We start from the raw sequence: 23474 nt of genomic DNA, 5'->3' as shown, positions 1-23474 counted from the left end.
GCCGGCGCTGTTCCACAGCGTCGGCGTTTTTGTTGCAGCGGCTTTGGCCAGCGCTCCCCGTCTGCAGCCAACACCCTGATAACCCTGCACTGCGCGAGAGGATTGCCCGAACGTATCGCGTGCGCGCACTTCGATACGTACAGGCATCACGCATGCAATAAAAGGAGCAGGGCCTAGCGCATGCCATCGACCAACTGTTGCGCACCCAGGCCGATCCCTGCCTTGGCCGCGTCATAAGCACCAAGGCTGGCCTTGATGTTCATTGCATTGGGGTACTGCTTTTCGACATAGGCCGCCAGCAAGCGATCGCTTGACGCGTCGAAGATTTCCACCGCATAGCTGACCGAGCCGGAGAATGCGCCCTCCTTGCCACGCGCGGCCTGCACGGCATTGTAGGCGCCGCCTCCGATATCGACCTTCATGAAGGTGCCGAGCACCCGCTTGCTGGGTTTGGCGCCGGTCAAGGTGAGCCGCACACGCAAGGTGTCGGGCCCGATGGCGGTGGTGGGCTGCCAGCGCTGGCCAATCGCGTCGCCGAACTCGCGTTGCATGAGATCGGCGAGCATGCGTTTGTCCTGCTCGGGTACCCCTTCGAATTGCGCGTCCGCGCCGCGGTAAATGCTCACCGGCTCGACCAATGCGGTGCGATACCGCGACCAATCGACCTGGCCGTGATACGCGTACGGCATGCGGCCGCCGCGGCTGCCATCGTGCGGGCGCAGGTAGCTCGAAGATGGCAGTTGGCGATAGGGCGTGGGGCGGGTGCTGGCGCAGCCGATCAGGCTGACGCTGACGACGGCGAGTGCGCAGTATCCAACGAAGCAAGAAGTCGACATGGAGAACTACCTGGTGGAAGAAGGCGAGTGGGCGCAGTTCCAGCGCGCTGGCGTGACCTGATGTTCAGTGCAGTAGAACGCTGGCAGCGGCCAAGGCCAGAACGGCCGTTGCGGCAGTGAACAACACGCCGCGCCTGGCCAGGTGCTGCAGGCGGCGGGCAGCGCGCGCGCTGCGGATATCCGGCAACGCGCACCAGATGTCGCGGTTGCGCGTGCCGGCAGAGCCGCAGCGAAATTCCGGCGCGAGAGGCCGTGGCAGCGGATGCGCAGCGACGGGGTCGTTGGCAGCGCACTGCCCGACCGGCAGCGACGGCGCGGTGGGGAAGTGTTGCGTGAAACGGATCGAATGAGGCATCACCAGGCATCCTTGATGCGTGCGGTGAGTGCACTGTAGGCAAGCGATTTTGGGAACTTATTGGATCAACGCGACGAACGCACCGCTTGGCGAAAGCGCGACATTTCTTTGCAGCACGCAATGGTGTCGGCATTAGAGCGACCACCAAAATGTAGCGAGCAGGTGGTGTGGACGGCGCTCGGGAGCCGCGATGTACGCGTCAGATGGGCCGTCTCGCGCTGCGCGCTGGGCGCTGGGTGTGTGCGTGCGCAGTCGCGCATTTCACGTACCCCTGCTGGTCCATCGCGCACCGCGCACTCGCCGCGCCAGCCTGTGGTTGCGCCGTCGTTTGGTTGGCCGCATATCGTAGTGCTCTCGCGCTGCAGCGCAGGCGGCTTCAGGCCGCGCCGGCAGGGCGGTTGCCGGCAAACACCACGCGCACGCAGAGGCCGCGTCCATCGTTGCCGTCGCCGGCTTCGATCGTTGCTCCGTGCAGGCGCGCAATGCCGGCGACCAGCGACAATCCGATGCCACTGCCCTGTACCGCGCTGCCGGGCACGCGATAAAACCGCTCGAAAATAGAAGCCTGCGCGCTTTCGGGCACGCCGGGGCCGTCATCGCTGACCTGCAGGAACGGGTGCAGTACGTCAGCGCGCACACAATAGCCGCAGCTCACTTCCACCTTGCCATGCAGGCGGCCATAGCGGATGGCGTTGTCGACCAGGTTGCGGATCAGAATGCCCACTGCATCCACATCGCAACGCAGCAGGCAGGGCGATGCCTCAACCTGTAACTGCAGCTGGCGTGCGTCGGCCTGCACGCTGAATTCGTCCAGCACATGCGAGATCAGCTCGCCCATTTCGACTTGATGATAGGCGGCTGAACTGATGCCGGCATCCAGTCGCGCCAGATCCAGCAATTGTTCGGCCAGCCGGTTGCTGCGACGCGCGGTTTCCAGCAGTTGGCCCAGCGCGGCGTCCTTGGCCTCCAGTGTGGACGCGCGCAATGCGACCTCGGCGTAGGCATGCAGTGCCGAGAGCGGGGTGCGCAGTTCGTGCGCGGCATCGGCGACGAAATCGCGCTCGGCCTGGACGGCTTGTTCCACCCGCGCCAGCAAGGTGTTGAACGAGGCGATCAACGGGCGGACTTCGTCGGGCGCCTGTGCCAGCGGCACCGGCTCGGTATCCAGGCCGGTACGTTGCGCGATGGCGCCGGACAGGGCGCGTAGCGGCCCCAGCGAGGTCCGCACGGCCCACCACATCAATAGTCCCAGGATGCCCAATTGCACGGTGTTGAGCACCACGGCAATCAGGGTCTGCTTGACGCTCATGCGCGAGGATGGGTTGCCGATCGGGGTCGACGTGGCTGCCGCGCCGGGCGGCTCTGTCTGCGTATCGAAGCGGTGCTGGAGCGCGTCGGGCAAGGTGGCCATCAGTCGATCGCCGAGCAGGTTGAGTTCCTGTTCGAACACGCTGTGCTGACCCTGGGTGACCAGTGCGACCAGGATCCATAGAGAGGTGGACCAGCTCAGCAGAACGATCGCGGCCAGCGCCGCCAGCATGCGTGCCTGCAGCGACTTCATTCCGGGGTCTTTCCGACCATGTAGCCCTGGCCGTAGACGGTGGAGATCAGCGCATCGCCCAGCTTGCGCCGCAACTGGTGCACATACACCGCGATCATGTTGCTGCCGCCTTCGGACGGGCCGCCATAGACGCCTTCTTCCAGCTGATCCTTGGTGACCACGCGTCCGGCACGTTCCATCAACGCCAGCAGCAGGCGATATTCGTGTGCGCTCAGCGCCACCCATTTACCGTCCTTGGTGACCTTGCGGCTGCCCGGATCCATGCAGACGTCGCCGTGGCTGAGCAGGGGCACCACGCGGCCCTGGCTGCGCCGGGTGACCGCGCGCAGCCGTGCCATCAGCTCGTCGAACTGAAACGGCTTGACTAGATAATCGTCGGCGCCGGCATCCAGGCCGCGGATGCGGTCGGTGAGCTGGCCACGCGCGGTCAGCGCGATCACCGGGGTGGCATCGTAGTGGCTGCGCATGAAACGGATCACGCTCAGCCCGGACTCGCCCGGCAGGCCGATATCCAGCAATACCGCACTGTAGCGGTGGTCCACCAGCACCGTCTTGGCGGCATTGGCATGACCGACATGATCGATGGTCCATGACTGCTGACGCACACCCTCGCAGATGGCGCTGGCCAGCATGGTGTCGTCTTCGACGAGGAGCAGATGCATAGGTGTTCTGCCGTGCGCAGGGCCAGTCCGAGATCCGCAGCACTGTCGGTGATGAAGTTTGGGCAAATATTAGGGCATGGCCAAACCGCATGCAGGCCAGGCCATGCATGCCGTTCGATCCCGTCTGGTCAGGCCCTGGCCGCCGCTCAGCGCTGCAGAATGGCGCGCAGCGCAGCGTCCAGGTGCAGGTACTGGAAGCGGAAGCCGGCATCGAGCGCGCGTTGCGGCAGCACGCGCTGGCTGATCAGCAGCAGGTCGGCCATCTCGCCGAAGCCCAGCCGCAGCACGCCGGCCGGCAGCGCCAGCAGGGCAGGGCGGTGCAGCACCTTCGCCAGCGTGCGCGCGAAGTCGGCATTGGTCACCGGATGGGGCGCGGTGGCGTTGTAGGCGCCGGGTTGGCCGTGCTGCAGCAGCCACAGCAGGAGCGCAACCATATCGGCGCGATGGATCCAGCTCATCCAGTGCCGGCCATCGCCGAACGGCCCACCGCCGCCGAATCGAAATGCCGGCAGCATGCGGGCCAGCGCGCCGCCATCGCGATCCAGCACGATCCCGGTGCGCACCCAGCTCACCCGCGGGCCGAGTGCGGCGATGGTGTTGGCTTCGGCTTCCCAGTCGCGGCACAGCACGGCAGAGAAGTCATCGCCGGCGGGCTCGGCCTCGGTCAACGCCGTATCGCCATGTTCGCCGTAGTAGCCCACGGCCGAGCCGGAAATCAGCACCGAGGGGCGTTGTGCGGCCGGCTGCTGCGCAATCCAGTCATGCAATTGGCGCGTGATGCCCAGGCGCGATTGGCGGAAGCGCTGCTTGCGGGCATCGGTCCAGCGGCCGGCGGCCAGCGGCTCGCCAGCCAGGTTGATGACCGCATCGGCCTGCACTCCATCCAGCGTATGCACGGCGGCCGTGCCGGGCAGGATGCGCTTGGCGCGGTGCGGGTCGCGGGTCAGCACGCTGACCTGATGGCCGGCCTGCAGCAATGCCGGGCACAGGGCCTGGCCAATGAAGCCGGTGCCGCCGGTGATGAGCAGATGCATGGAGGGCTCCTGGCCGAATCGATGCGGCACGATAGGCCAGGATCACGCCAAGCGAGGTGAAGCTAGCGCGCGCATGCGGCCGTGCGCTGCAGGGTCAGCCTGCGGCGTGGCCCAACGACCTCGAGGACAGCCGCATGTGCTGTCCACCCAACGCAAACGCGCCGGACTGGCCGGCGCGTTTGCAGGGCAAGCGCCTGATCGGCTGCTTACTTGGACGAAGACACCGCGTGGGCGCGTTCGAAATGCGCCGAGACTACGCGACGCGTCTCTTCCAGATGTTGCTTGACCGGCGCGCTTTCGGCGGCGGGCAGCAGTTCCGAATCGATGATCTTGATGGTGTCGCCATGGTCGATGACCATGTTGCGCATGAATGCATTGCGGTAGGCATCCTTGCCGTCCGGCAGGGTCAGCGTCTTGGACAGCGCTTCCACTGCCGCCTTGCCCTTGGCACGTATGGCCTGCGCGCGCGGGCTCTCGGTTGCGCCAAGCGACTTGGTCTTTTCAAGGTTGGCCTCGTGGTCGTGCAGCATCTGCTGCGCGAACTCGCCGGTGGCACCACCCAGATCCTGTTCGATGGCCTGCTTGGCGAGTGCGATCTCGTTGTCGTCGATCGCAGCCAGCACGCCCAGCACCGCGCCATCGCCCTTGGCCAGCTCGGTCGCGCCGCTTCCGCTGACGGGCGCAGCCGTCGGCTCGGGCGACACCGCTGGCGCGGTGCGCGAAGCATCGCCGCCGGGGCGGTCGCAGGCAGTCAGAGAGAGCATGGCCAACAGCGAAGCGGTGAGAAGCGTGACTTTCATGAAGATCCTGGAATGATCGGCAATTGCCGGGGTGGAATGCAAAGGAGCCGCTAGGCGGCTCCGGGGAGGTCGGTCAGGCCCACTGCGGCTGGGCAACGGGCGCAATGCCCAATGGTCTGGCGGGCGCTTTGGGTGCGCGCACGGCGTCCTGCGCACTGCGGCAGGTACGTGCCATGCGAGCGGTGCGTTCGCGAATCAGCGCATGTTCGCTGATCGGCGCGCTACCCAACAGACTAGCCACGTGGAAGCCAAGGATTTCCTCCGCGCGGTCGCCCTGGTCGCTGACGATGTGCGGTACCAACCGCTCCAGTCGTTCCAGCTCCTGCTGCACTTGATACGGGGTTTTCATGACGATCTCCAATGAAAAACAGATGTTGCTCGATACTGCGGACTCAACTATTGCGCGCGCCCAAGCGCTGCCAGCAATCGGTTGCCAACTGTTCGTAGTTGGACTGCGTGCTGGATGAAATGAAGTGGTGCTCCAAGCGGTCCCGAAATAGGCGCAGACGTTCCTGGTCGCTCGAGCGCGGGGCTTGCAGGTAGATATCGCAGGCCATTTTCACCACCGGGGACAACTCGCTGAACTTGCCTGCGCCGAGGTTGCCCTGGGCATGCCGCGCCTGCCAATGCGCGATTTCGGCCTGTACATCGATGACGGATGGATCTCTGCTCATGACTTGGGGTGTTCCGGTATAAACAAACTTGACCTGCAGAGTAACTGCGGGTATGTCAACGATTGATCATCGAACCCGACCATTGCAGCACTTCGGTGCATTGCACGCTTAACTGGTCAGATTGTTCGAGTGCATCTACACGCAATGCATGCAGGTGCGTGCATGTGGTCAATGCGTACCAAGTGACGCGTTTGAACCCGTGTGGTCGAAGCGACGCGTTGGTCTCGCATGCGTTTCGATGTCACGACTGCAACGTGGCCTGATCACACCAGGCAGGTGATCGCCGATCGGGCAAAATCGCTTTCGCAATGCCGCATTTCACGGAAGATTCTGAACCGCTCCACACCTGTGTAACGTCTGATCATTAAGGTAGGCGGCGACGTAATGGAGCGAGAGTACCCAGGATGCAGGACAGCGAGACCCGTAGCCCTAAGCCGCATCATGCAAGCGGCACACCTGAAGCGCGCGTGTGGTGGCATGCCCTGTTGGAGTTGCGCGGCGGGCGTATTGCCATCAGTTTGATCGTGGTGTTCCTGATTGTGCTTGGCCTGTATCTGGCACTGAAGTAAGGCTCCGGCGATACCCACTGCCACGACTCGTCCCTCAGCTGCGACCGAGGCCAGCAACGACGCGCGATCACGCCGCAGGGGAGATGTCATGGCACAGACACACTATCGGCAGGTGCTTGGGCATGCCACGCGCGTGGTGCCCGAGCATGGTCACGAGCGTGCAACGCACGCATGGGTCTGTCGCGAGGTCGCGCATCTGCTGGGCGTGCCCGATGCCGGCGTCGCTGGCGATGGCGTGATCGAAGTTGGAACATTCCACGTACCCGATGACACGCTCACTACCGCGCAAGCGCGCGGGCTGGGCATCCACGGCGTCGGTGACTTGCTCGGCGGTATCGTGCCGCATGCGTTTCTGGCCACCAAGGTCATCGGTCACCCACTGGTTTCTGACGACGCGGCAAGCACTGCGGGCTGGGACCAGGCGCTGGCCATGTCGCTGATTCCCGCCACGCTGCCGGGCTACACCGCGTTTTCTCGCCCGGATGCGATGCATGCGTTCGAGGCGCTGTCTGATGGTGGAGACGTGCGCCTGAAGCTGCCCACCGGCGTGGGCGGCAACGACCAATGGCGCATTGCCGACGCATCGCAGCTGGCGCAGGTACTGGATAGCCTGCCCGATACCTATCTAGGCACGCATGGCGGCGTGCTGGAACGCAATATCTTGCAGCCAACGACGCACAGCGTAGGCGAGTTGTGTCTTGCCGGCGTCCAGATTGCGTATTACGGCACGCAATGCAGCGTGCCCGATGCGGACGGCAGCGATGTGTATGGCGGCTCGTCGCTGTGCGTGTACCGCGGGTCGTTGGAGGCACTGATGGCCACAGCTTTGCCATCGCTGGAGCGACGGGTGGTCGAGCAGGCGTGCAGGTACGATCGATGCGTCACCGCCGCTTATCCTGAGCTGCAGATTTCCCGCCGCAACTACGATGTGGTCAGCGGTCAGGATGCTGGCGATGTCCCGGTATGCGGCGTGCTGGAACAATCCTGGCGAATCGGTGGTGCAACCCCGGCAGAACTCGCTGCAATCGCCGCCTTTCAGCAAGATCCCGCATTGCAGTGGGTAAGGGCGTCCACACACGAAATCTATCAGGGCCAGCCGCCGGCCGATGCACAGGTCTACTATCGCGCAACCCAATCCGGTCCAGGGCCGCGCTACAAATACAGGAGGATCTCTGCGACGTAATGGAAGCCAAACTTTCTAGCATCGACATTCCGGTCGGCCAGGACGCACTCAGCGGCACCTTGCTCACGCCCTCAGGCATGCCTGCAGTGTTGTTCGTGCACGGCTGGGGCGGCAGCCAGCACCACAGCCTGGTACGTGCGCGCGAGGCAGCAGGCCTGGGCTGCATCTGCATGACCTTCGATCTGCGTGGGCATGAGGGTTACGCATCGATGCGCCAGACCGTGACACGCGCGCAGAACCTGGACGACATCAAGGCTGCCTACGATCAACTGGCAGGTCTGCCCTACGTGGATGCGCAGTCGATCGCGGTGGTCGGCCTGAGCTACGGTGGGTATCTATCCGCATTGCTGACGCGCGAGCGCTCGGTGGAATGGCTGGCGTTGCGTTCGCCTGCGCTCTACAAGGATGCCCACTGGGACCAACCCAAGGTCAGCCTCAACGCCGACCCGGACCTGATGGCATACCGGCAGCAGCGCCTGCGTCCGGCAGACAACATCGCCTTGGCCGCCTGCGCCGAGTACAAGGGCGATGTGCTGTTGGTGGAAGCCGAGCACGATGCGATCGTGCCGCAGCCGGTGCTGCACAATTATGCGCACGCGTTCGTGCAGGCGCGTTCGCTCACATCGCGTGTCATCGCTGGCGCGGACCATGCGCTCAGCATCAAGGAACACCAGCAGCAATACACGCGTGCCCTGATCGACTGGCTGACCGAAATGGTCGTCGGCCGGCGCATTGCATTGGCCAAGGAGGTGGTGGCCACGCGCAAGCAGCTGCTCAAGGATCAGCAGGGCGCTGCTGCGACCCCGTCGGAACAGACCACTGCGGTATTTCGCGGCGACATCCGTGCGGTGGAGAAGACCGCAGGGTAGTGATCCGGGAAAACGTGGCGTGCAAAGCCATGGGGTCGCGCACGCGTCGCTCTTTTCTTTCTGCGTGTTGAAGACCCGGTGGGCCCGCGGATTGCCTTGTGGATTCGTCAGCCTGAGATCATCTCGGTACTGTTTTTTTTTCTGAGCGCCGCCGAGTGAGCAGGAACCCGCATTACTCCATAACGCAGAACGGGCCCGAGTGGGCCCGTTCTGGTTCAACGTCGTGCGCTGGCCGCGGCACTTGTGACCGCGCCGCTGCGATCACGCGTTAGACGCGCGGGTCGGTCGGGTGACGGCGCGCCGCTGCATCGTGATGATCCGAGTCGAATGCCTCACGTACCGCATGCTTGGCCTTTTCCCAGCTCAGGCGCGAATTGGCCTTGAAGCGGTCCCAGCCATCGCCCAGATCGCGTTCCAGGTGGTCGTCCCACTGGCGGCCGGCGTGCTGCTGCCGTGCCTGCATGCCATAGCGATAGGCCGGGCGATAGTCGTCGTACGAATAGTCGACATCGCGGTAGCTGGCGCTGTCGAAGCGGCCTGCGTAATGCGTGTCGCTGTCGCGATAGACAGTGTGGGTACGGTCCGCACGCTCCCATGCATCGCGTGCTGCAAGCCGGGCTTCATCCCATTCCAGGCGCGATTGCCCGCGGTTACGCGGCCATTCGCCGGCCAGCGTGGCTTCGGTTTCTTCCCAGGTGCTGGTCGGGCGGGTTTCGCGTGCCTGCAAACCGAATCCGTAGACGGTGGCGTAGTCGCGATCGTAGTCGGTGCCTTCCTTGTAGTAGGGGCGGTTGCGATGCTCCTGGCGCCAGTATTCGGTCTCCACAGTGGGGTCGAGCCGTTCGGCCACGCCCTTGCCAGCCGCTGCGCCAGCAACCACGCCGGCCGCTGCACCAATCAAGGTGCCGAGCGGCCCGAACACCGTGCCTGCAAGCGCCCCTGCCGCCGCACCGCCGGCGATGCCGCCCACACCGACGCCAACTGGATGCGAACCAGGCGCACCGGAGATCGGGTCGCGGTTCAAGTCCTTTGCTTCTTCCTTGCGTTCCTGCTTGTCGAGATTGCTCATACCGCCTCCGGATTATCTGATGGATGCGCCCTGTAGATCAGACCGCGAACGAGGCGCAACGATGGCGTCGCAAGAGTGAAACGTGCGTGCTTTGATGTGAGCGCGATCGCGACATGACTGAACTGTGCATTGCATTGCGGATGAGGTTGCTCACTCGCACTTGCAACGTGTCTGTAGCGAAAAGGGCCGCTGGCGCGGCCCTTTTCTATCCCTTGATGCACACCACCTGGCGCAAGGTGTGCAGCACCTCGACCAGGTCCTGCTGCGCCGCCATCACTGCATCGATGGACTTGTACGCTGCAGGCGACTCGTCGAGCACCGCCGCGTCCTTGCGGCATTCCACATGTGCGGTGGCCTGACGATGCTGTGCCAGGGTGATCTGCGCGCGTGCAGCGGTCCTGCTCATCACACGCCCCGCGCCGTGGCTGCAGCTGTGGAAACTGTCGGCGTTGCCCAACCCACGCACGATGTAGCTGCGCGTGCCCATGCTGCCCGGAATGATGCCCAGCTCGCCGACACGAGCGCTCACTGCGCCCTTGCGGGTGATCAACAATTCCTCACCAGCGTGCGTTTCCTTCTGCACGTAGTTGTGGTGGCAATTGACTGCGAGCTTTTCCAGCTGGAATTTGGGCAAGCGGTGACGCATCTCGGCCAGCACGCGCGCCATCATCGCCTCGCGATTTTCGCGGGCGTAATCCTGCGCCCACGACACCGCTTCGACGTACTCGTCGAACAACGGCTCGCCCTGCATGAAGAAGGCCAGGTCCTTGTCGGGCAGATGGAAACCCAAGACGCGATGCGCCAGTTGTTCGCGCGCGCGCTCGATGAAGTACGTGCCGATCAGGTTGCCGGTGCCGCGCGAACCGCTGTGCAGCATCACCCATACCGCATCGGTTTCGTCCAGGCAGATCTCGATGAAGTGGTTGCCGCCGCCCAGCGTGCCGATCTGGCAGTCAAGCTTGTCGGTACGGATGCGCTTGTGCTGCTGGTTGATCGCATCCAGACGCTGCACCAGCCCGGACTGCGCAATGCGGGTCTCGATGCTAACCGGCAGCTTGCGATGCTCGCCGCCACGTCCATTGCCCACCGGCACGCTACGCTCGATGCTGGAGCGCAATTGCGCCAGATTGTCGGGCAGGTCGTTGGCGCGCAGCGTGGTGCGCACCGCAGCCATGCCGCAGCCGATATCCACGCCAACCGCCGCCGGGATGATGGCGCCACGGGTTGGAATGACCGAGCCCACGGTTGCGCCTTTACCCAGGTGTACGTCGGGCATCACCGCTACCCACGGACCGACAAACGGTACCGCCGCGATATTGCGCAGCTGCGCATGCGCCTGCTCTTCCAGGGGCACGCCGCGCACCCAGCCCTTGATCGAGGTGGTGCTGCCCTCGGCATGCAGAAATTCAAAGTGTTGTGATGTACTCATTGTTGTCATTGCCTTGCGGCAGTGCGTGGCAGATCCTTCCGCCACGCGCAGCCTTCATTGCCTGATCGTCACCAATTGCTTCAGCACGCCATCCAGGCCGCCGAACACGGTGAGCTTGTCGATCTTTTCGGTGACCTTTTCCAGCGCCTCCAGTTCCTTCAAACGCATCAGCGCCGGGCTGTCTTCGATCAACTTGGCGGTGTTGAGCAACGAGCGCGTGGCATTGGCCTCTTCGCGCCGACGGATGACGTTGGCTTGCGCCTGCTTTTCCGCTTGCACGACCGCGTTGAGGATCTCGCGCATCTCGCCCGGCAGGATCACGTCCTTGACGCCGACGCCCAGCACCTCGATGCCGAAGCCGCTCACGCTGCCGCGCACATACCCGAAGATATCCGCATCCAGGCAGGCCTTGTCGCCCAACAACTCGTCCAGCGTCTTGGACGAGACCGCGCGCCGCAAGCCGTACTGCAACTCGCGATACAGGTAATCGCCGGCCTTGGCCACGCGCGTGCGCATTGCCACCGCATCGGTGACGCGCATGCTGGCGGCCAAATTGACGCGCAACGACACCTTGTCGCGCGTCAACAGCTCCTGCCCGGACACTTCGACCGACTGCACGCGCAGATCGATCACGTCGGTGGTGATGTTCTTCTGGAAATTCCAGAACGCATACGCTCCCGGCCCGAACGGCGCAAACAGCTTGCCGTCGACGAACACCAGCCCTTGCGACTCGGCTGGCACGTCCATGCAGACCGCCACACGCGACAGCGTGCCGAGCTGACGCAGCCTGCGCTGCACATCGGTGGGCACCTGCAGCCCATCGCCCAATGGCAGGGTCTGCACCTCGATTGCCGCCGGACCACGCCAGTACAGCGTGCGTGTGCCCGGTGGCAGCACGTCCTCGAGCTTGCCGTTGCGGATCAGCAAGCCGACCTGCGCGGTGCCGATGTCGGCCAGCACGAAGTGTTGCGGCAGGGTGCTGCCGAGCGTATCGATCAGCATCTCCGCATCGCGGCCCATATAGGCGCCTTGCGTGATGGCGTGGACGATGACCTCGCTGCGACCCAACGGGTCGAACAGGCGATAGACGCCGGGGACGAGCACCCGCTCGAACCGACGATTGCGATACACCAGGCCGCGCTCGCCGTCACCGATCACGACCCTCTTGGTCCAGAACATGGCACTTCTCCTTAGGTTTGGCTCTGGTGGTCCGATCCGGGAATGCAAGCGTTCCGCCGCCCGGATCGGACTGCTGGCGGAACGTGTGCCGATGCAACGCGGCGTTGAAGGGTGGAAACGCCCGTGACGGCGGCCGTGCGGGGCGCAATGCGCTGTTGGCGCCTGCAAGTGCGTGGCTGATGCGGTGCGATGTCTTGCATAACGGCAGCGAACGGCGCAGCACGCGCGTTCAGGACAAAGGCCCGGCAGGGGCGCCGCTGCTGCAGGCAGTCAGGCGATGGCTTGCCTGTTTGCCTGCGGCATGGGCGTTTCCGTAAAGGGACTTGCGTCCCGAGGAATGACCGAAAAGGTCATGCATGGAGCGGGATTCGAACCCGCGACTAACAGATTACAAATCTGCTGCTCTACCAATTGAGCTATCCAGTGGTGGGTATTCCGGAATTGAACCAGGCCTACGGCTTGCGCCGCCGCTCCACCAGGAGCCGATACCCGTAACGAGAAACATGAAAAAGAGTTCGGTATACGCCACGGCATTGCCGCGCGCACCAGCTGGAATAAATTCCAGGCCGCTGAATATCTTTCGCAATGTTTCTGATTACCGTTTTATTCAAACGGCAATTCTTGTATGAGCATGACCACGCGCCACCCGTGCCCGGCACATAGCGCTTTGACGCCTGTTCGCGTGCAACGTCCGTGTTGTCGGGAAATCCATGCCCGGGTACCTGGAGGGTCATCCACAAGAGTCGGTGCGAACGCATACGAAAACGCCCCCGGATGCTGCATCCGAGGGCGTTCGCTTGCCTCGGAGATCGGGTGACCGATCTCCTTGTCAGGACATCAGTCGAAGAGGGTGATGCGCACGTCTGCTTTCTTCGTGCGCACACACGATGCCGCGCGGTGGGCGCTGGGCAGTCGGTTGAGTGTGGCGGAGTTGAGCAGGGACATGAGGCCGATTGGGTAAAAGTGCAGACGTGGCTGCCGAGGGCGCGAACATTACCCGTGTCTTTTTAGCGATGCAAGCACTTTATGCAATTATGTTCTGGATTATCTCTCTGGTGGTCGGAGTCGGTCGTCGGAAACAGAATCAAAATCGCGTCGCGGCAGCAGGCGAGAGCCATTGCGTGGAATGGTCGGCACAAGCGATGCCACGATTTCGAAATTCAGGACCAGGCGAGCCGACGCTGCGCGCGGCGAGCAATCGACATGCAATTCAAGCGGCGCGCTGTTGGCCGGTGCAGCCCGCGCCCCATGTCCACGCGGACACTGGACGCGCTCACGCGGCCTGCAGCCTTGTGGATTTGTAGGCCATGTAAGCCTTCGCCTGCAGCGCTTCCATCGCTTCGAGAGAATGGGGCGGCAGCTAGAGTTTTTGCCCAGATGCCGCATGCGTCGCATTGGGCGAGGCATCGCTCGTCGCGCATCGATGCTGCGGGCCGTTTCGCCTCTGTGCCGATGACAGAGGGACGACACGTCACCGCGCGTTGTGTGCGCCCGCATGTCGCCAGTCACGCAGGATGGCCTGAAGTGTCGGATCAGAGTGGCTCGCAAGAGCGATGCCGCGCCCGCCACGTCTTTGAAGATCCGTGATTCGGCACGACGCTGACCGCCTGCGGTGCTCCTTCCGCCCGCACGCCAGCGCGCGCGCCAACGTCAGTGCAGACAATCAGCCTGCGTGGGTGCCCAGCGTGCGCGCGCCGGTCAGGATCATGCGCAGCATCTGCGAGATCTGCTCGATCAGCTCGGGATCTTTTTCCGGTGGCGAATCCATTGCCACCGCGCCCATCGCAAATACCAGCCGGGTGATCGCCTTGGACACCAGGGCAGGCGCGTGCAGCTTGGCGTTGTCGGCCGCGGCCAGGCGAATCAGGTCCACGCGCAGCTCGTCTTCGAAATAGGTGAGTTCGCGCTCCACCGCTTGCTTGAAGGCGTCCGAGCCCACCGCGCCTTCGCGCAGCAGCACGTGCAGCAGCTTGTCGTCGGCGCGCAGCTGTTCCATGAAGGCTTCGACCGAGACACGGATGACGCTGCGGTCGGTGGAGGTCGCGCGCTGGCGCGCTTGGCCGATGATGGTGCGTAGCGAACGCCCGGCCCGATCGATCAAGGCCACGGCGAGCTCGTCCATGTCGCGGAACTGGCGATAGAAGCTGTTCGGCGCGATGCCTGCCTCGCGTGCCACTTCGCGCAGGCTCAGCGTGGACAGGCTACGGTGCGGGCCAATCAAGGACAGCGCTGCAGCGATGAGATCCTCCCGTGAAATCGCCGGCTTGCGGGACGGCGGCGCGTCGTGGGAAGGCAGGGCGATAGAGGTCATGGGGCTGCAGCCGGGCGTGGGCCTGAATCATAGCCCCTCTGGCAATATACAAGTGTATACACGGGTGTGCATGCATGCGTATAGTGCGGCCCATGAACCTGGCATCTCCTCGTAAGTCCAAGTCCCCGCTGCCGGCACGCCTGGCGCGCCGACTGGTGTCGCCGCAACTGTTCGATTTCTGGGCAACCCGGCTCAACCCGTTGTGGACGCTGGAACAGCCGATGGCGCGGCTGGTCCAGCGCACCCCGGCCAGCCGGGACGCGGTGACCCTGGTGTTGCAGCCCAACGGCCACTGGCGCGGCCTGCAGGCCGGCCAGCACGTGAGCCTGGGCGTGGAGATCGACGGCCGCCGGCTGTTGCGTAGCTACAGCCCCACGGTGCAGGCCGACGGCCGGCTGGCGATCACCGTCAAGGCGATCGAGGGTGGGCTGGTGAGCCGCTTCCTGGCGCACGATGCGGCCTTGGGCACGGTGGTCTCGCTGGCCCCGGCCTTCGGCGACATGCTGCTGCCGACCACGCCTACTCCGCTCCTGCTGCTGGCCGCCGGCTCCGGCATCACGCCGATGCGTGCGTTGCTGCAGGCCGCCGCGCAAGCCGGCATGCCGATGGACGTGGACCTGCTGTATTGGGTGCGCCAGCGCGACGAAGCCTGCTTCGTCGACGAATTCGCCGCGCTGGCCGCGGCGCATCCGCGCCTGCGTGTGCAACTGCTGACCACCCGCGAAGGCGAGACTCCTGCAGAACGCGTGGACACCTATTCGTTGGACCACATTGCCGCGCTGGAGCAGCGCCATTTGATGGCCTGCGGGCCGGGTGGTTTTGTGCAGGCCGCGCGCGAACGGCTGCAGGGACGCGTGGCTGCATTTCAGGCCGAAGCCTTCAGCGTGCCGGCACTGGACCAGGCCGAGACCGGCCAGGTGCAGGTCCAACTGTCACGCAGCGGCCGTACCCTGACCCTGCCGCGCGGCCAGTCGCTGCTGGAAGGGCTGGAAGCGCAAGGCCTGCGGCCCAAGCATGGCTGCCGCATGGGCATCTGCAACACCTGCGCCTGCCCGCGCCAATCCGGCACCACCCGGCACCTGCTCACCGGTGAACGCAGTAACGAACCCACCGCACAGGTGCGCCTGTGCATCAGTGCGCCAAGCACTGAGCTGATCCTGGATCTGTAAGGAATCTTCATGAGCCGAGTCCATAACCGTGCCCTGTCCGCTGCCGAACTGCAGTCTTTCGGCGACGAACTCGATGCCATCCGCGCGCGCGTGCTGAGCCAGGTGGGCGCGGCCGATGCGCGCTACATCCGCCGCATCGTGGCCGCCGTGCGCTGGACCGGCGTCGCCGGTCGTGCGCTGCTGTTCCTGGGTGCGTTCGTGCACAGCGTGCTGATTCCGGCATGGATCGCCGGCGTGCTGCTGCTGGCGTTGTCCAAGATCCTGGAGAACATGGAGCTGGGCCATAACGTCATGCACGGCCAGTACGACTGGATGGGCGACCCGCAGCTCAACGGCAACACCTACGAGTGGGACATCGTTGCCACCGGCGACAACTGGCGCAAGACGCACAACTTCAAGCACCACACCTACACCAACGTGCGCGGCATGGACGACGACATCGGCTATGGCCTGCTGCGCATCTTCCCCGAGCAGCGCTGGCGCCCGTTCTATCTGCTGCAGCCCTTCATCGCGGTGGTGTTCGCGCTGCTGTTCGAATGGGGCGTGGCGATCCAGGACCTGCGCCTGGGCCGTTGGTTCGCCGGCAAGATGAAGGCGGCCGAATTGCGTGCCTCGTTCCTGCCGGTCGGCCGCAAGATGGGCCGCCAGATGCTCAAGGACTACATCGTATTTCCGCTGCTGGCCGGCCCGTTCTTCCTGACGGTGTTGCTGGGCAACCTGGCGGCCAACGTGCTGCGTAGCATCTGGACCTTCGTGATCATCTTCTGCGGCCACTTCACTGCCGATGCGGAAGTGTTTCCGAAGGAATCCATCCGCAACGAATCGCGTGGCCACTGGTATCTGCGTCAGCTGCGTGGTTCGTCCAACCTGACCGGCGGCAAGCTGATGAACGTGCTGTCGGGTAACCTGAGCCACCAGATCGAGCATCACTTCTATCCGGACCTGCCGGCCAACCGCTATGCGCAGATCGCTGTCGAAGTGAAGCAGGTCTGTGCGCGCTACGGCCAGCACTACAACACCGGCTCGCTGCCGCGCCAGTTCGGCCAGGTGATGTGGCGAATCGTGCGCCATGCCTTCCCGAGCCGGCCCAAGCCGGTGCGGCAGAGCAGCGCTGCATTGCAGGGCGCGTGATCGGATTGCGCAACGCATGATCGACATCGAAAGGCCGCCAATGGCGGCCTTTTTGTTGCCGGGTTCATTGTGTCGCGCTGCGTGCCTGTGCGTAGTAGGCGATGAAACCAGTGGCCGGCAACGCGCGCGAGAACAGCCAGCCCTGCGCCAGATCCACGCCATGGGCGCGCAGATAATCGAGCTGTTCCTGCCGCTCGACCCCTTCGGCGATGGTGCGCAGCCGCAGTGTCTTGGCCATCTCGATGATGTGCGCGGTCACGGCGCTGGTGGCCGAGTGGGTGCCGATGGTATCCACGAACGACTTGTCGATCTTCAACGCGTCCAGCGGCAGGCCCTGCAGATACTGCAGGCTCGAATAGCCGGTGCCGAAATCGTCGATGGAGACCGTGTGGCCGGCACCGCGCAGATGGGTGATGGTGGTGCGTGCCGCATCAATGTCCATCAGGCTGCGTTCGGTGGCCTCCACCCACAGCTGGCCGCTGTCCACGCCGGTGCCCCGCAACGCTTGCGCCAGCACGCCCTGCACGCGGCCGCTCTTGATGTCGTCGGCGGAGACATTGATGGCCACGTGCAGCGCTGGATCGGCGGCCAGGGTGGGGCCGAGTTCGCGGATGACTTCGGCCACCACCAGATCGGTGATCGGCAGGATCAGCCCGCTTTGTTCGGCCAGCGGGATGAAGGCGTCCGGCGGCACCAGCACGCCGTCGGGCTGCTGCCAGCGCACCAGCGCTTCGGCACCGACGCAGGCACCGCTGTCGAGCGCGATGATCGGTTGGTAGTGCACGATGAACTCGCCACGCTGCACGGCGATTTCCAGCCGCGCCAGTGGCGACAGCCGCCGCCGCGAGACCCACAGCACTGTACCGACCAGCAGCAGCGCCACTGCAATGCCGACCGGTACCAGCTGCAACCGTGCCGCCGCCAGCGGCCCGCGCAGATAGGCCACCGGTTCGGTGACCACCGCGGCCCAGTCGCCACGACGGTCGCGCCCGAACAACACCTGCGACAGCAAGGGGGCGCCCGGCTCACGCGTGGCGGTGGGGTCGGTCAGCAAGCGTTCGGCGGCGGTACCGGTGCTGCTGAGGATTTGCCCGTCCGGCGTGCCGATCGCCAGTTGCAGGCCAGGCGGAATATTGATGTCGGCCAGCGTGTCGGGGTTGATCAGGGCGTTATAGTCGCCCAGTTGCAGTGCCATCAGCGGACGCTGCGGATTGGCCAACGGCAGCAGCCGCGTGGTCACCGCGATGCCGCGCTTGACCACGAAATCGGCGGTGCGCTGCGGAATGGTATTGCGCAGTTGGCCCCATGAGGTGCAGCTGAGACGACCTTGTTGAAACCGTCCCAGCTCGACGATGTAGTGGCTGGTCAGCACCAGGGCGCGCATCTGTGCCAGATGCGCAGGCGAGCACGGTGGCAACCGCGAGGCAGCCATGCTCAACAATGCGCCATGCGCCTCGTCGAAGGCGGTTTCAGTGCGCCGGATCGACAGCGCAGCCAGCTGGCTCAGCCTGCCCTCTTCGCGCGCCAAGGCCAGCCGCCAGGCCAGGTAGTAGGACAGGCCGATCGGCAGCGTTGCGCTCAGCAACACCAGCAGCACGGTGACACTGATGATGCGTTGGCGCTTCACCTCACCACCTGCGACGGCTGTGCTGCCGGTTCACGCATGGCCCCGGGAGAAGTGCCGCCAGCGCAGGCTTGGGCAGATGGAAGGTGCACGCCAACCGGGTACGCGCGAACGGCGCACGTAGCGATTGGTGACGCACGGCATTGATTGATGAGGCTGCACGTCGCGAATGTACGACACACGCGTGCATTGCGCGCGTTTGCGGAGCGAAGCGGCTGTGATTTTTTTCCGATCGTCCTGCGTCGCATCCTGGCAGTCGGGGCCGCCTGCGGATTCACGCCCCTGCACGCACTACCGCGCTACGGTCGGATCGTCTGCGCTCCCGCCCGGGAGCGGCGGGACAACGGTTCCGCGCAAGGCGCTTTTACTGGAGGAATCACGCATGACAACGCAGAAAGAACGCGTCGGCGGCACCGATGCGGTGCCGATCTTCAAGATGCAGGAAACAACACGCGACGGCGAGCTGACCAAGTACGTGGTCGGCGATACCGGCGTGGCCTTCGACAGCCTGGAAGGTGCACAGGCCGCTGCCAGGGATCTCGGCACGCTCGACGATTGAGAGGACGAGCGCTGGCCTGCGCGATGGAACGGCTAGGCCAGTACGCTGGGTCGCCATGTCCGTGGACATGGCGATTGCGTCGGTGGGCGAGTGTCGTCTGGCTGGTCGTTGAGAGCATCGCGTGCCTGTCGTCCCTTGGTCGGTGCCTCGATGCGACCGGGGTTGCAGGCGCGACGGTGCTGCCGTTGCCGGTTTGACCAGTTCCCCAACCAGCCGGGGTCGCCTACGGAAGCGGTTGCTCGGTCAGCCGCCCGGTATGCGGGGTGTGGATCAGTGGCGCCAGGTCGAAGCCCTGTTCGCGCGCATGCGCCAGATAGGCCTGGGCGATGTTTTCGTCCAGCTGCGGCAAGCGTGCCAGTAGCCAGAGGTACTTGCGATCCGGGCTGCCGACCAGTGCAGCGGTGTAATCGGCATCGATGCGCATCACCCAATAGTCACCCTTGGTGAAAGGGATCCAGCGCAGACCTTCGGGCAAGAAGGTCACTTCCAGGCGGCTGTGCGTGTCGTCGATGGCGCGCGCCTGGCCGATCGCTTCTTCCAGCTCGCCTTCCGCGGTGAAGCAGCGATTTTGGACGCGCACGCTGCCGTCCTCTTCCAGGGTGTAGTGCGCCGACACATCGGTGCAGTCGGCATCCTCGAAGCGGGTCGGCAGGCGGGCGATTTCGTACCACGTGCCCAGGTAGCGATTCAGATCCAGCGAAGGGACCGTGGCGAGTTCGGGATGGTGGCTCATACAGGCCTCTGCACAATGGAGTGGCGCCTGTTGTACGTGTAGCGCCATGAAATGCATGTTGGGATGTGGCGCCAGCGGTCGTGCAGCGAGGGCGGGCGTCCGCGAGGGCACCGGCTCGGTGCGCACGGCCGGTTGGCACGATGTCGCTCGTGGGCCGATGCCGCGCGAGCGATCAATTGGCTGCATCCGATGAACTCCGTGGCGGCGAATGAGGTTGCGCACCGACATCGACACCGAAACCGAAACGATGCCCTGACAATGCGGGCGCTTTGCGGTACCAAGGTGTCACGCCAGCGGATGGCGTGCGAATCGCGCGCGCCTGTCGACCTGCCGAGCACGCTACGCCGCGCTGGCGGTGCCAAGCGCACGATCCAGTTTGCGGTAGCCGATCGCTTCGGTGAGATGGGGTGTGGCGATGTCTGGGCTGTCGTCGAGATCGGCGATGGTGCGCGCAACGCGCAGGATGCGATGCATCGAGCGTGCGGACAGCTGCAGGTGTTCGATGGCGCGCTCCAGCAGCACCTGATCGTCGTGTTGCAGGCGGCAATGGCGGTCGGTGTCGGCCTGGTCCAGTTGCGCATTGGGCAGCGCACCGCGTGCAAGCTGTCGCTGTCGCGCGGCGACCACGCGGGCACGCACGCTGGCGCTGTCTTCACCGAGGTTGCCGCTGCGCAGCGCCTGCGGAGGGAGGCGCGGCACTTCGACATGCAGATCGATACGGTCCAGCAACGGGCCGGAGATGCGGCTGCGGTAGCGACGGATGCTGTCGCTGCTGCAGCGGCAGCGCCCGCTGCCATCGCCTGCCCAGCCGCACGGGCAGGGATTCATGGCGGCGACCAATTGAAAGCGCGCCGGAAAATCCACGCTGCGTGCCGCGCGCGCGATCGTGACCACGCCCGACTCCAAGGGCTCGCGCAACACTTCCAGGGTTTGCCGTTGCCACTCGGGCAATTCGTCCAGGAACAGCACGCCGTTGTGAGACAGCGAGATCTCGCCGGGGCGCGGGTGCGTGCCGCCGCCGATGACAATTTGCAAAGTGTTTGCAACCGTATAGCGGACTTTTGGGCGCTGGGGTTACGGGATGGCAACGAAGGCATTGCAACCTTCTGGCGAAGTCGGTGAAACTAGATTCGAATTCGATCCAAGTGACGCAACTGGGTTCCCAAGACGCTTGCCTCCCGCCCGAAAAATCGGCCTTGGTCGTCGTGCGCTGACCGGCCTTATCCCTAGCCAAAAGCTGTCCGAAGGGGCGTCCGCACGCTTCGAGTCGTCGTTGGAGCGCGATTTCTTCGCGCTTCTTGAATTCAGCAACGACGTGGCGGGGTGGGATCCTCAACCGGTTCAGATATCTGTGCCTGGAGGTCGCCCGTATGTACCGGATGTGCTCGTGTACTGGCTGGGTCCGGATCGGACTCTTGCAGGCGTCCAAACCATTCTCTATGAGGTGAAGTACCGGGAAGAACTTCGCCGTAAGTGGAACGAACTGCGTCCCCGGTATAGAGCTGCGACCCGATACGCTCGAGCGCGAGGCTGGAAGTTCCGCTTGATCACAGAAGATCGCATTCGGACCCAGGCGCTGTTCAATGCGAAGTTCTTGCTCCCCTATCTGAGCGATCCTCCCAATAGCGAGGATGCTTTCCAGTTGCTGCACGCCATTGAGGTAATGGGGGAGACCACACCCGCTTGCCTGCTTGAAGCCTGTTCGGCGGATCCTTGGGTTCGAGGGCGACTGGTAACTACGCTATGGCGGCTTGTTGCAGACAGGACAATTGCGGCAGACCTCACTGCTAAGTTGACCATGAATTCGGTGATTTGGCGTGACTGCTAACTTATTGACCCCTCTGGCTGTTGGCTCAACAGTCCGTCTTGACGGAGCCCAGTATCGGCTGCGCCACTTTGTTGATCTTGGAACAGTGCTGGCCGAGGCGGATGACGGGAGACTTGTCCGCCTTGAGGTAAAACGCCTGCTTGAAGAGATGCAGCAGGTAGCTGGTGAGCCTGATGAGCCTGTCGTGGAAAGTTCCGGCTTCGAGGCCTTGAGTGAAGAAGCTTGGGCCGAGGCTCAGCGACGCGCAGCGGTGCTTGCGCCCCTGATCAACATGGATAGGCCGAGCAAGACTCTAGTGACTGAGGCCGGCAATCACCTCGGCGTGGACGTGGTTACTGTCTACCGCTGGCTCAAACGGTGGCGACGCGATGGGACGGTCAGCGCCTTGGCACCGCAATCACCTAGCGGTGGGCGCGGCAAGAGTAGGATCCGTCCCGAAATTGAAGCTGTCCTCGCTCAAAGCATCCAGGAGATGTTCCTCACCCAGCAGCGGATAAAGCCGTCGCGTCTAATGCAAGATGTGCGGATGCGCTGTCGCCGCATGGATTTGGAGCCGCCTAACGAGAGCACGTTGCGGCGACGTATCGCGAGTCTGTCGGAGCGGCAAGTCATCGAGAGGCGCATGGGTCGCAAGGCCGCTCAGGATCGCTTCGACGCCCGGCCCGGCCGATTTGAAGGTGCGGAGTGGCCCAATGCCGTGTGGCAGATCGATCACACGCCAATGGACGTGGTGATTGTTGACGACGTGTATCGTCGCCACATCGGTAGGCCCTGGCTGACGGTCGCTATCGATGTGTACTCCCGGTGTGTCGCAGGCTTTCATCTATCGCTAGACAAGCCCAGCGAAGTTTCGGTCGGCATGTGTTTGGTCCACGGGATGCTCAACAAGGATGGTTGGCTGGCAAAGATGGGCATTCCATCCCCATGGCCGATCTATGGTCGTCCAGACACTGTCCATGCCGATAACGGCAAGGAGTTTCACGGTGAGATGATCAGTCGAGCTTCTGCTGCTTATGGCTTTCGGTTGGAGTGGCGGATGGTTGCTACTCCTCATTGGGGTGGGCACATTGAACGCCTGATCGGTACCGCAAACGCGGAAATCCAAACTGTGCCAGGCACAACCTTTGCCAACGCGGCCTCTCGAGGAAAGTACAAGCCGCACGAAGAAGCCATCATGACGTTTGCAGAGTGCGAACGATATGTCGCCGAGTACATCTGCGGGATTTATCACCAAACCGTGCATTCCAGCCTCAAGCGACCACCTATCAAACAGTTTGAAGCGGGGATTCTTGGGGATGGAACGATGCCCGCACGTGGTCTACCAGCGCCCATCGCTGATCCAAAAAGACTACGCCTGGACTTCATGCCCGTCCTCAAGCGCACGGTTCAAGCCTACGGTCTAGCGATCGATGGGATTCGTTACTACGACCCCGTTCTGGATCCCTGGGTGGGCAGGCGTGATCCAAAGACGAAGAAGCCTCTCAGCTTTTTGGTGCGACGTGATCCACGAGATATCAGCGTAGTTTGGTTCCTAGACCCGGACACCGATCAGTACTACGCGGTGCCCTATAGGAATCTGGCCTGGCCGCACATGACGTTGTGGGAGCTTCGTGAGATTCGCGCTCAGCTTAAGCGCGAAGGGCGCGAAGAAGTGAATGAGGATTTGATCTTCGAGACCTACGAGCGCTTGACCAAGCTCAAAGAGGATGCGCAGGCTAGCACCGTCAAGGCTCGGATGGCGATGCAGAAGCAGCGCGAACGAGGTCGGCGTAAATCACTGGAAGAAGCCCAATCTGGCGCCCAAGTTCGTAAGGTCATGTCATTGCCGGCCGAGGAAGAGGAGTGGGGTGAGGACTCGGGTGAATTGTCCCCTTACGAAATCAAGCTCTCAAGATGAGC

21 protein-coding genes and 1 pseudogene are annotated in these 23474 nt (G+C 63.7%); 7 read left to right on the top strand and 15 right to left on the bottom strand.

The window, feature by feature from the left end; all coding sequences use genetic code 11:
- Positions 1-173: 173 nt before the first annotated feature.
- The 8 genes from ACCQ16_RS18940 to ACCQ16_RS18905 all read right to left on the bottom strand — a co-directional run bounded on the left by ACCQ16_RS18940 (position 174) and on the right by ACCQ16_RS18905 (position 5922).
- On the bottom strand, positions 174-836 hold the full coding sequence (locus tag ACCQ16_RS18940; RefSeq protein WP_014091311.1) for a DUF3313 domain-containing protein: 663 nt from the start codon (positions 834-836) through the stop codon (positions 174-176).
- A gap of 64 nt (positions 837-900) precedes the next feature.
- A complete protein-coding gene (locus ACCQ16_RS18935; protein WP_008574798.1) occupies positions 901-1191 on the bottom strand; it encodes a hypothetical protein in 291 nt (96 codons plus the stop codon).
- 376 nt (positions 1192-1567) lie between these two features.
- Positions 1568-2752, bottom strand: a complete 1185-nt coding sequence (locus ACCQ16_RS18930) for an ATP-binding protein (protein WP_338334835.1) — start codon at positions 2750-2752, stop codon at positions 1568-1570.
- Positions 2749-3414: a response regulator transcription factor gene (locus ACCQ16_RS18925; RefSeq protein ID WP_008574802.1), complete on the bottom strand. Its 666-nt coding sequence runs from the start codon at positions 3412-3414 to the stop codon at positions 2749-2751. The genes ACCQ16_RS18930 and ACCQ16_RS18925 overlap by 4 nt, the downstream gene beginning before the upstream one ends.
- A gap of 146 nt (positions 3415-3560) precedes the next feature.
- Positions 3561-4448: a TIGR01777 family oxidoreductase gene (locus ACCQ16_RS18920; protein ID WP_372380090.1), complete on the bottom strand. Its 888-nt coding sequence runs from the start codon at positions 4446-4448 to the stop codon at positions 3561-3563.
- A gap of 206 nt (positions 4449-4654) precedes the next feature.
- The gene (locus ACCQ16_RS18915) at positions 4655-5248 is read right to left on the bottom strand and encodes a DUF4142 domain-containing protein (RefSeq protein ID WP_011348885.1); all 594 of its coding nucleotides are present in this window, start codon (positions 5246-5248) and stop codon (positions 4655-4657) included.
- Between the two features lie 73 nt (positions 5249-5321).
- Positions 5322-5597, bottom strand: a complete 276-nt coding sequence (locus ACCQ16_RS18910; RefSeq protein WP_011348884.1) for a hypothetical protein — start codon at positions 5595-5597, stop codon at positions 5322-5324.
- 43 nt (positions 5598-5640) lie between these two features.
- Positions 5641-5922 carry a hypothetical protein gene (locus ACCQ16_RS18905; protein WP_003486531.1) on the bottom strand — a complete coding sequence of 94 codons (282 nt, stop codon included), beginning with the start codon at positions 5920-5922 and terminating at the stop codon, positions 5641-5643.
- A 657-nt stretch (positions 5923-6579) separates the two neighbouring features.
- Between ACCQ16_RS18905 and ACCQ16_RS18900 the strand changes: the two genes are divergently transcribed.
- Together ACCQ16_RS18900 and ACCQ16_RS18895 are read left to right on the top strand one after the other, a co-directional pair.
- The gene (locus ACCQ16_RS18900) at positions 6580-7674 is read left to right on the top strand and encodes a DUF3182 family protein (protein ID WP_011348882.1); all 1095 of its coding nucleotides are present in this window, start codon (positions 6580-6582) and stop codon (positions 7672-7674) included.
- Positions 7674-8543 (top strand): alpha/beta hydrolase family protein, encoded by an 870-nt coding sequence (locus ACCQ16_RS18895; RefSeq protein WP_057681258.1) that lies wholly within the window; start codon positions 7674-7676, stop codon positions 8541-8543. The genes ACCQ16_RS18900 and ACCQ16_RS18895 overlap by 1 nt, the downstream gene beginning before the upstream one ends.
- Before the next feature lie 268 nt (positions 8544-8811).
- Here ACCQ16_RS18895 and ACCQ16_RS18890 read toward each other — a convergent pair whose 3' ends face one another.
- From ACCQ16_RS18890 to fabR, 4 genes are all read right to left on the bottom strand, one after another.
- Positions 8812-9612: a hypothetical protein gene (locus ACCQ16_RS18890; protein WP_008574817.1), complete on the bottom strand. Its 801-nt coding sequence runs from the start codon at positions 9610-9612 to the stop codon at positions 8812-8814.
- A gap of 205 nt (positions 9613-9817) precedes the next feature.
- Positions 9818-11041 (bottom strand): RtcB family protein, encoded by a 1224-nt coding sequence (locus ACCQ16_RS18885; protein WP_372380089.1) that lies wholly within the window; start codon positions 11039-11041, stop codon positions 9818-9820.
- Positions 11042-11095: 54 nt separating this feature from the next.
- On the bottom strand, positions 11096-12220 hold the full coding sequence (locus ACCQ16_RS18880; protein ID WP_218539395.1) for a slipin family protein: 1125 nt from the start codon (positions 12218-12220) through the stop codon (positions 11096-11098).
- Between the two features lie 1663 nt (positions 12221-13883).
- Positions 13884-14531, bottom strand: coding sequence for an HTH-type transcriptional repressor FabR (gene fabR / locus ACCQ16_RS18875; protein ID WP_008574825.1), 648 nt, complete (start codon positions 14529-14531; stop codon positions 13884-13886).
- A gap of 92 nt (positions 14532-14623) precedes the next feature.
- Here fabR and ACCQ16_RS18870 point away from each other — a divergent pair, with 92 nt between their 5' ends.
- Positions 14624-15700 carry a ferredoxin reductase gene (locus ACCQ16_RS18870; protein ID WP_277573285.1) on the top strand — a complete coding sequence of 359 codons (1077 nt, stop codon included), beginning with the start codon at positions 14624-14626 and terminating at the stop codon, positions 15698-15700.
- 9 nt (positions 15701-15709) lie between these two features.
- Complete coding sequence (locus ACCQ16_RS18865) at positions 15710-16831, top strand: fatty acid desaturase family protein (RefSeq protein WP_122273153.1); 1122 nt, start codon at positions 15710-15712, stop codon at positions 16829-16831.
- 64 nt (positions 16832-16895) lie between these two features.
- On the opposite strand, the gene ACCQ16_RS18860 is transcribed toward ACCQ16_RS18865, so the two are convergent.
- Entirely contained in the window at positions 16896-18458 is a 1563-nt protein-coding gene (locus tag ACCQ16_RS18860) for an EAL domain-containing protein (RefSeq protein ID WP_065627616.1), read from the bottom strand.
- A gap of 379 nt (positions 18459-18837) precedes the next feature.
- Here ACCQ16_RS18860 and ACCQ16_RS18855 point away from each other — a divergent pair, with 379 nt between their 5' ends.
- Entirely contained in the window at positions 18838-19014 is a 177-nt protein-coding gene (locus ACCQ16_RS18855) for a hypothetical protein (protein ID WP_008574834.1), read from the top strand.
- A 223-nt stretch (positions 19015-19237) separates the two neighbouring features.
- On the opposite strand, the gene ACCQ16_RS18850 is transcribed toward ACCQ16_RS18855, so the two are convergent.
- Both ACCQ16_RS18850 and ACCQ16_RS18845 read right to left on the bottom strand, forming a co-directional pair.
- Entirely contained in the window at positions 19238-19747 is a 510-nt protein-coding gene (locus tag ACCQ16_RS18850; RefSeq protein ID WP_008574836.1) for a lipocalin family protein, read from the bottom strand.
- Between the two features lie 339 nt (positions 19748-20086).
- Positions 20087-20773: pseudogene (locus tag ACCQ16_RS18845) on the bottom strand (ATP-binding protein); the annotation flags it as partial.
- Positions 20774-20828: 55 nt separating this feature from the next.
- On the opposite strand from ACCQ16_RS18845, the gene ACCQ16_RS18840 reads away from it, so the two are divergent.
- Positions 20829-21575 (top strand): TnsA endonuclease N-terminal domain-containing protein, encoded by a 747-nt coding sequence (locus ACCQ16_RS18840; protein WP_372380088.1) that lies wholly within the window; start codon positions 20829-20831, stop codon positions 21573-21575.
- Positions 21565-23472, top strand: a complete 1908-nt coding sequence (locus ACCQ16_RS18835) for a TnsB C-terminal domain-containing protein (RefSeq protein WP_372380087.1) — start codon at positions 21565-21567, stop codon at positions 23470-23472. The genes ACCQ16_RS18840 and ACCQ16_RS18835 overlap by 11 nt, the downstream gene beginning before the upstream one ends.
- Positions 23473-23474: the final 2 nt, after the last annotated feature.

The organism is Xanthomonas sp. NCPPB 1062 (genome assembly GCF_041481705.2).
GTDB lineage: Bacteria > Pseudomonadota > Gammaproteobacteria > Xanthomonadales > Xanthomonadaceae > Xanthomonas > Xanthomonas euvesicatoria.
Note: the sequence above shows the minus strand (reverse complement) of the source record. Positions and strands in the feature narration are given on the sequence as shown.

Bases quoted from the DNA above. Each gene is read 5' to 3' on its own strand.
- ACCQ16_RS18840 (WP_372380088.1), top strand. From the start codon at position 20,829: ATGGCAACGAAGGCATTGCAACCTTCTGGCGAAGTCGGTGAAACTAGA.
- ACCQ16_RS18920 (WP_372380090.1), bottom strand. From the start codon at position 4,448: ATGCATCTGCTCATCACCGGCGGCACCGGCTTCATTGGCCAGGCCCTG.
- ACCQ16_RS18885 (WP_372380089.1), bottom strand. From the start codon at position 11,041: ATGAGTACATCACAACACTTTGAATTTCTGCATGCCGAGGGCAGCACC.
- ACCQ16_RS18865 (WP_122273153.1), top strand. From the start codon at position 15,710: ATGAGCCGAGTCCATAACCGTGCCCTGTCCGCTGCCGAACTGCAGTCT.
- ACCQ16_RS18850 (WP_008574836.1), bottom strand. From the start codon at position 19,747: ATGAGCCACCATCCCGAACTCGCCACGGTCCCTTCGCTGGATCTGAAT.
- ACCQ16_RS18935 (WP_008574798.1), bottom strand. From the start codon at position 1,191: ATGCCTCATTCGATCCGTTTCACGCAACACTTCCCCACCGCGCCGTCG.
- ACCQ16_RS18895 (WP_057681258.1), top strand. From the start codon at position 7,674: ATGGAAGCCAAACTTTCTAGCATCGACATTCCGGTCGGCCAGGACGCA.
- ACCQ16_RS18930 (WP_338334835.1), bottom strand. From the start codon at position 2,752: ATGAAGTCGCTGCAGGCACGCATGCTGGCGGCGCTGGCCGCGATCGTT.
- fabR (WP_008574825.1), bottom strand. From the start codon at position 14,531: ATGACCTCTATCGCCCTGCCTTCCCACGACGCGCCGCCGTCCCGCAAG.
- ACCQ16_RS18940 (WP_014091311.1), bottom strand. From the start codon at position 836: ATGTCGACTTCTTGCTTCGTTGGATACTGCGCACTCGCCGTCGTCAGC.
- ACCQ16_RS18900 (WP_011348882.1), top strand. From the start codon at position 6,580: ATGGCACAGACACACTATCGGCAGGTGCTTGGGCATGCCACGCGCGTG.
- ACCQ16_RS18855 (WP_008574834.1), top strand. From the start codon at position 18,838: ATGACAACGCAGAAAGAACGCGTCGGCGGCACCGATGCGGTGCCGATC.
- ACCQ16_RS18910 (WP_011348884.1), bottom strand. From the start codon at position 5,597: ATGAAAACCCCGTATCAAGTGCAGCAGGAGCTGGAACGACTGGAGCGG.
- ACCQ16_RS18925 (WP_008574802.1), bottom strand. From the start codon at position 3,414: ATGCATCTGCTCCTCGTCGAAGACGACACCATGCTGGCCAGCGCCATC.
- ACCQ16_RS18890 (WP_008574817.1), bottom strand. From the start codon at position 9,612: ATGAGCAATCTCGACAAGCAGGAACGCAAGGAAGAAGCAAAGGACTTG.
- ACCQ16_RS18915 (WP_011348885.1), bottom strand. From the start codon at position 5,248: ATGAAAGTCACGCTTCTCACCGCTTCGCTGTTGGCCATGCTCTCTCTG.
- ACCQ16_RS18870 (WP_277573285.1), top strand. From the start codon at position 14,624: ATGAACCTGGCATCTCCTCGTAAGTCCAAGTCCCCGCTGCCGGCACGC.
- ACCQ16_RS18880 (WP_218539395.1), bottom strand. From the start codon at position 12,220: ATGTTCTGGACCAAGAGGGTCGTGATCGGTGACGGCGAGCGCGGCCTG.
- ACCQ16_RS18905 (WP_003486531.1), bottom strand. From the start codon at position 5,922: ATGAGCAGAGATCCATCCGTCATCGATGTACAGGCCGAAATCGCGCAT.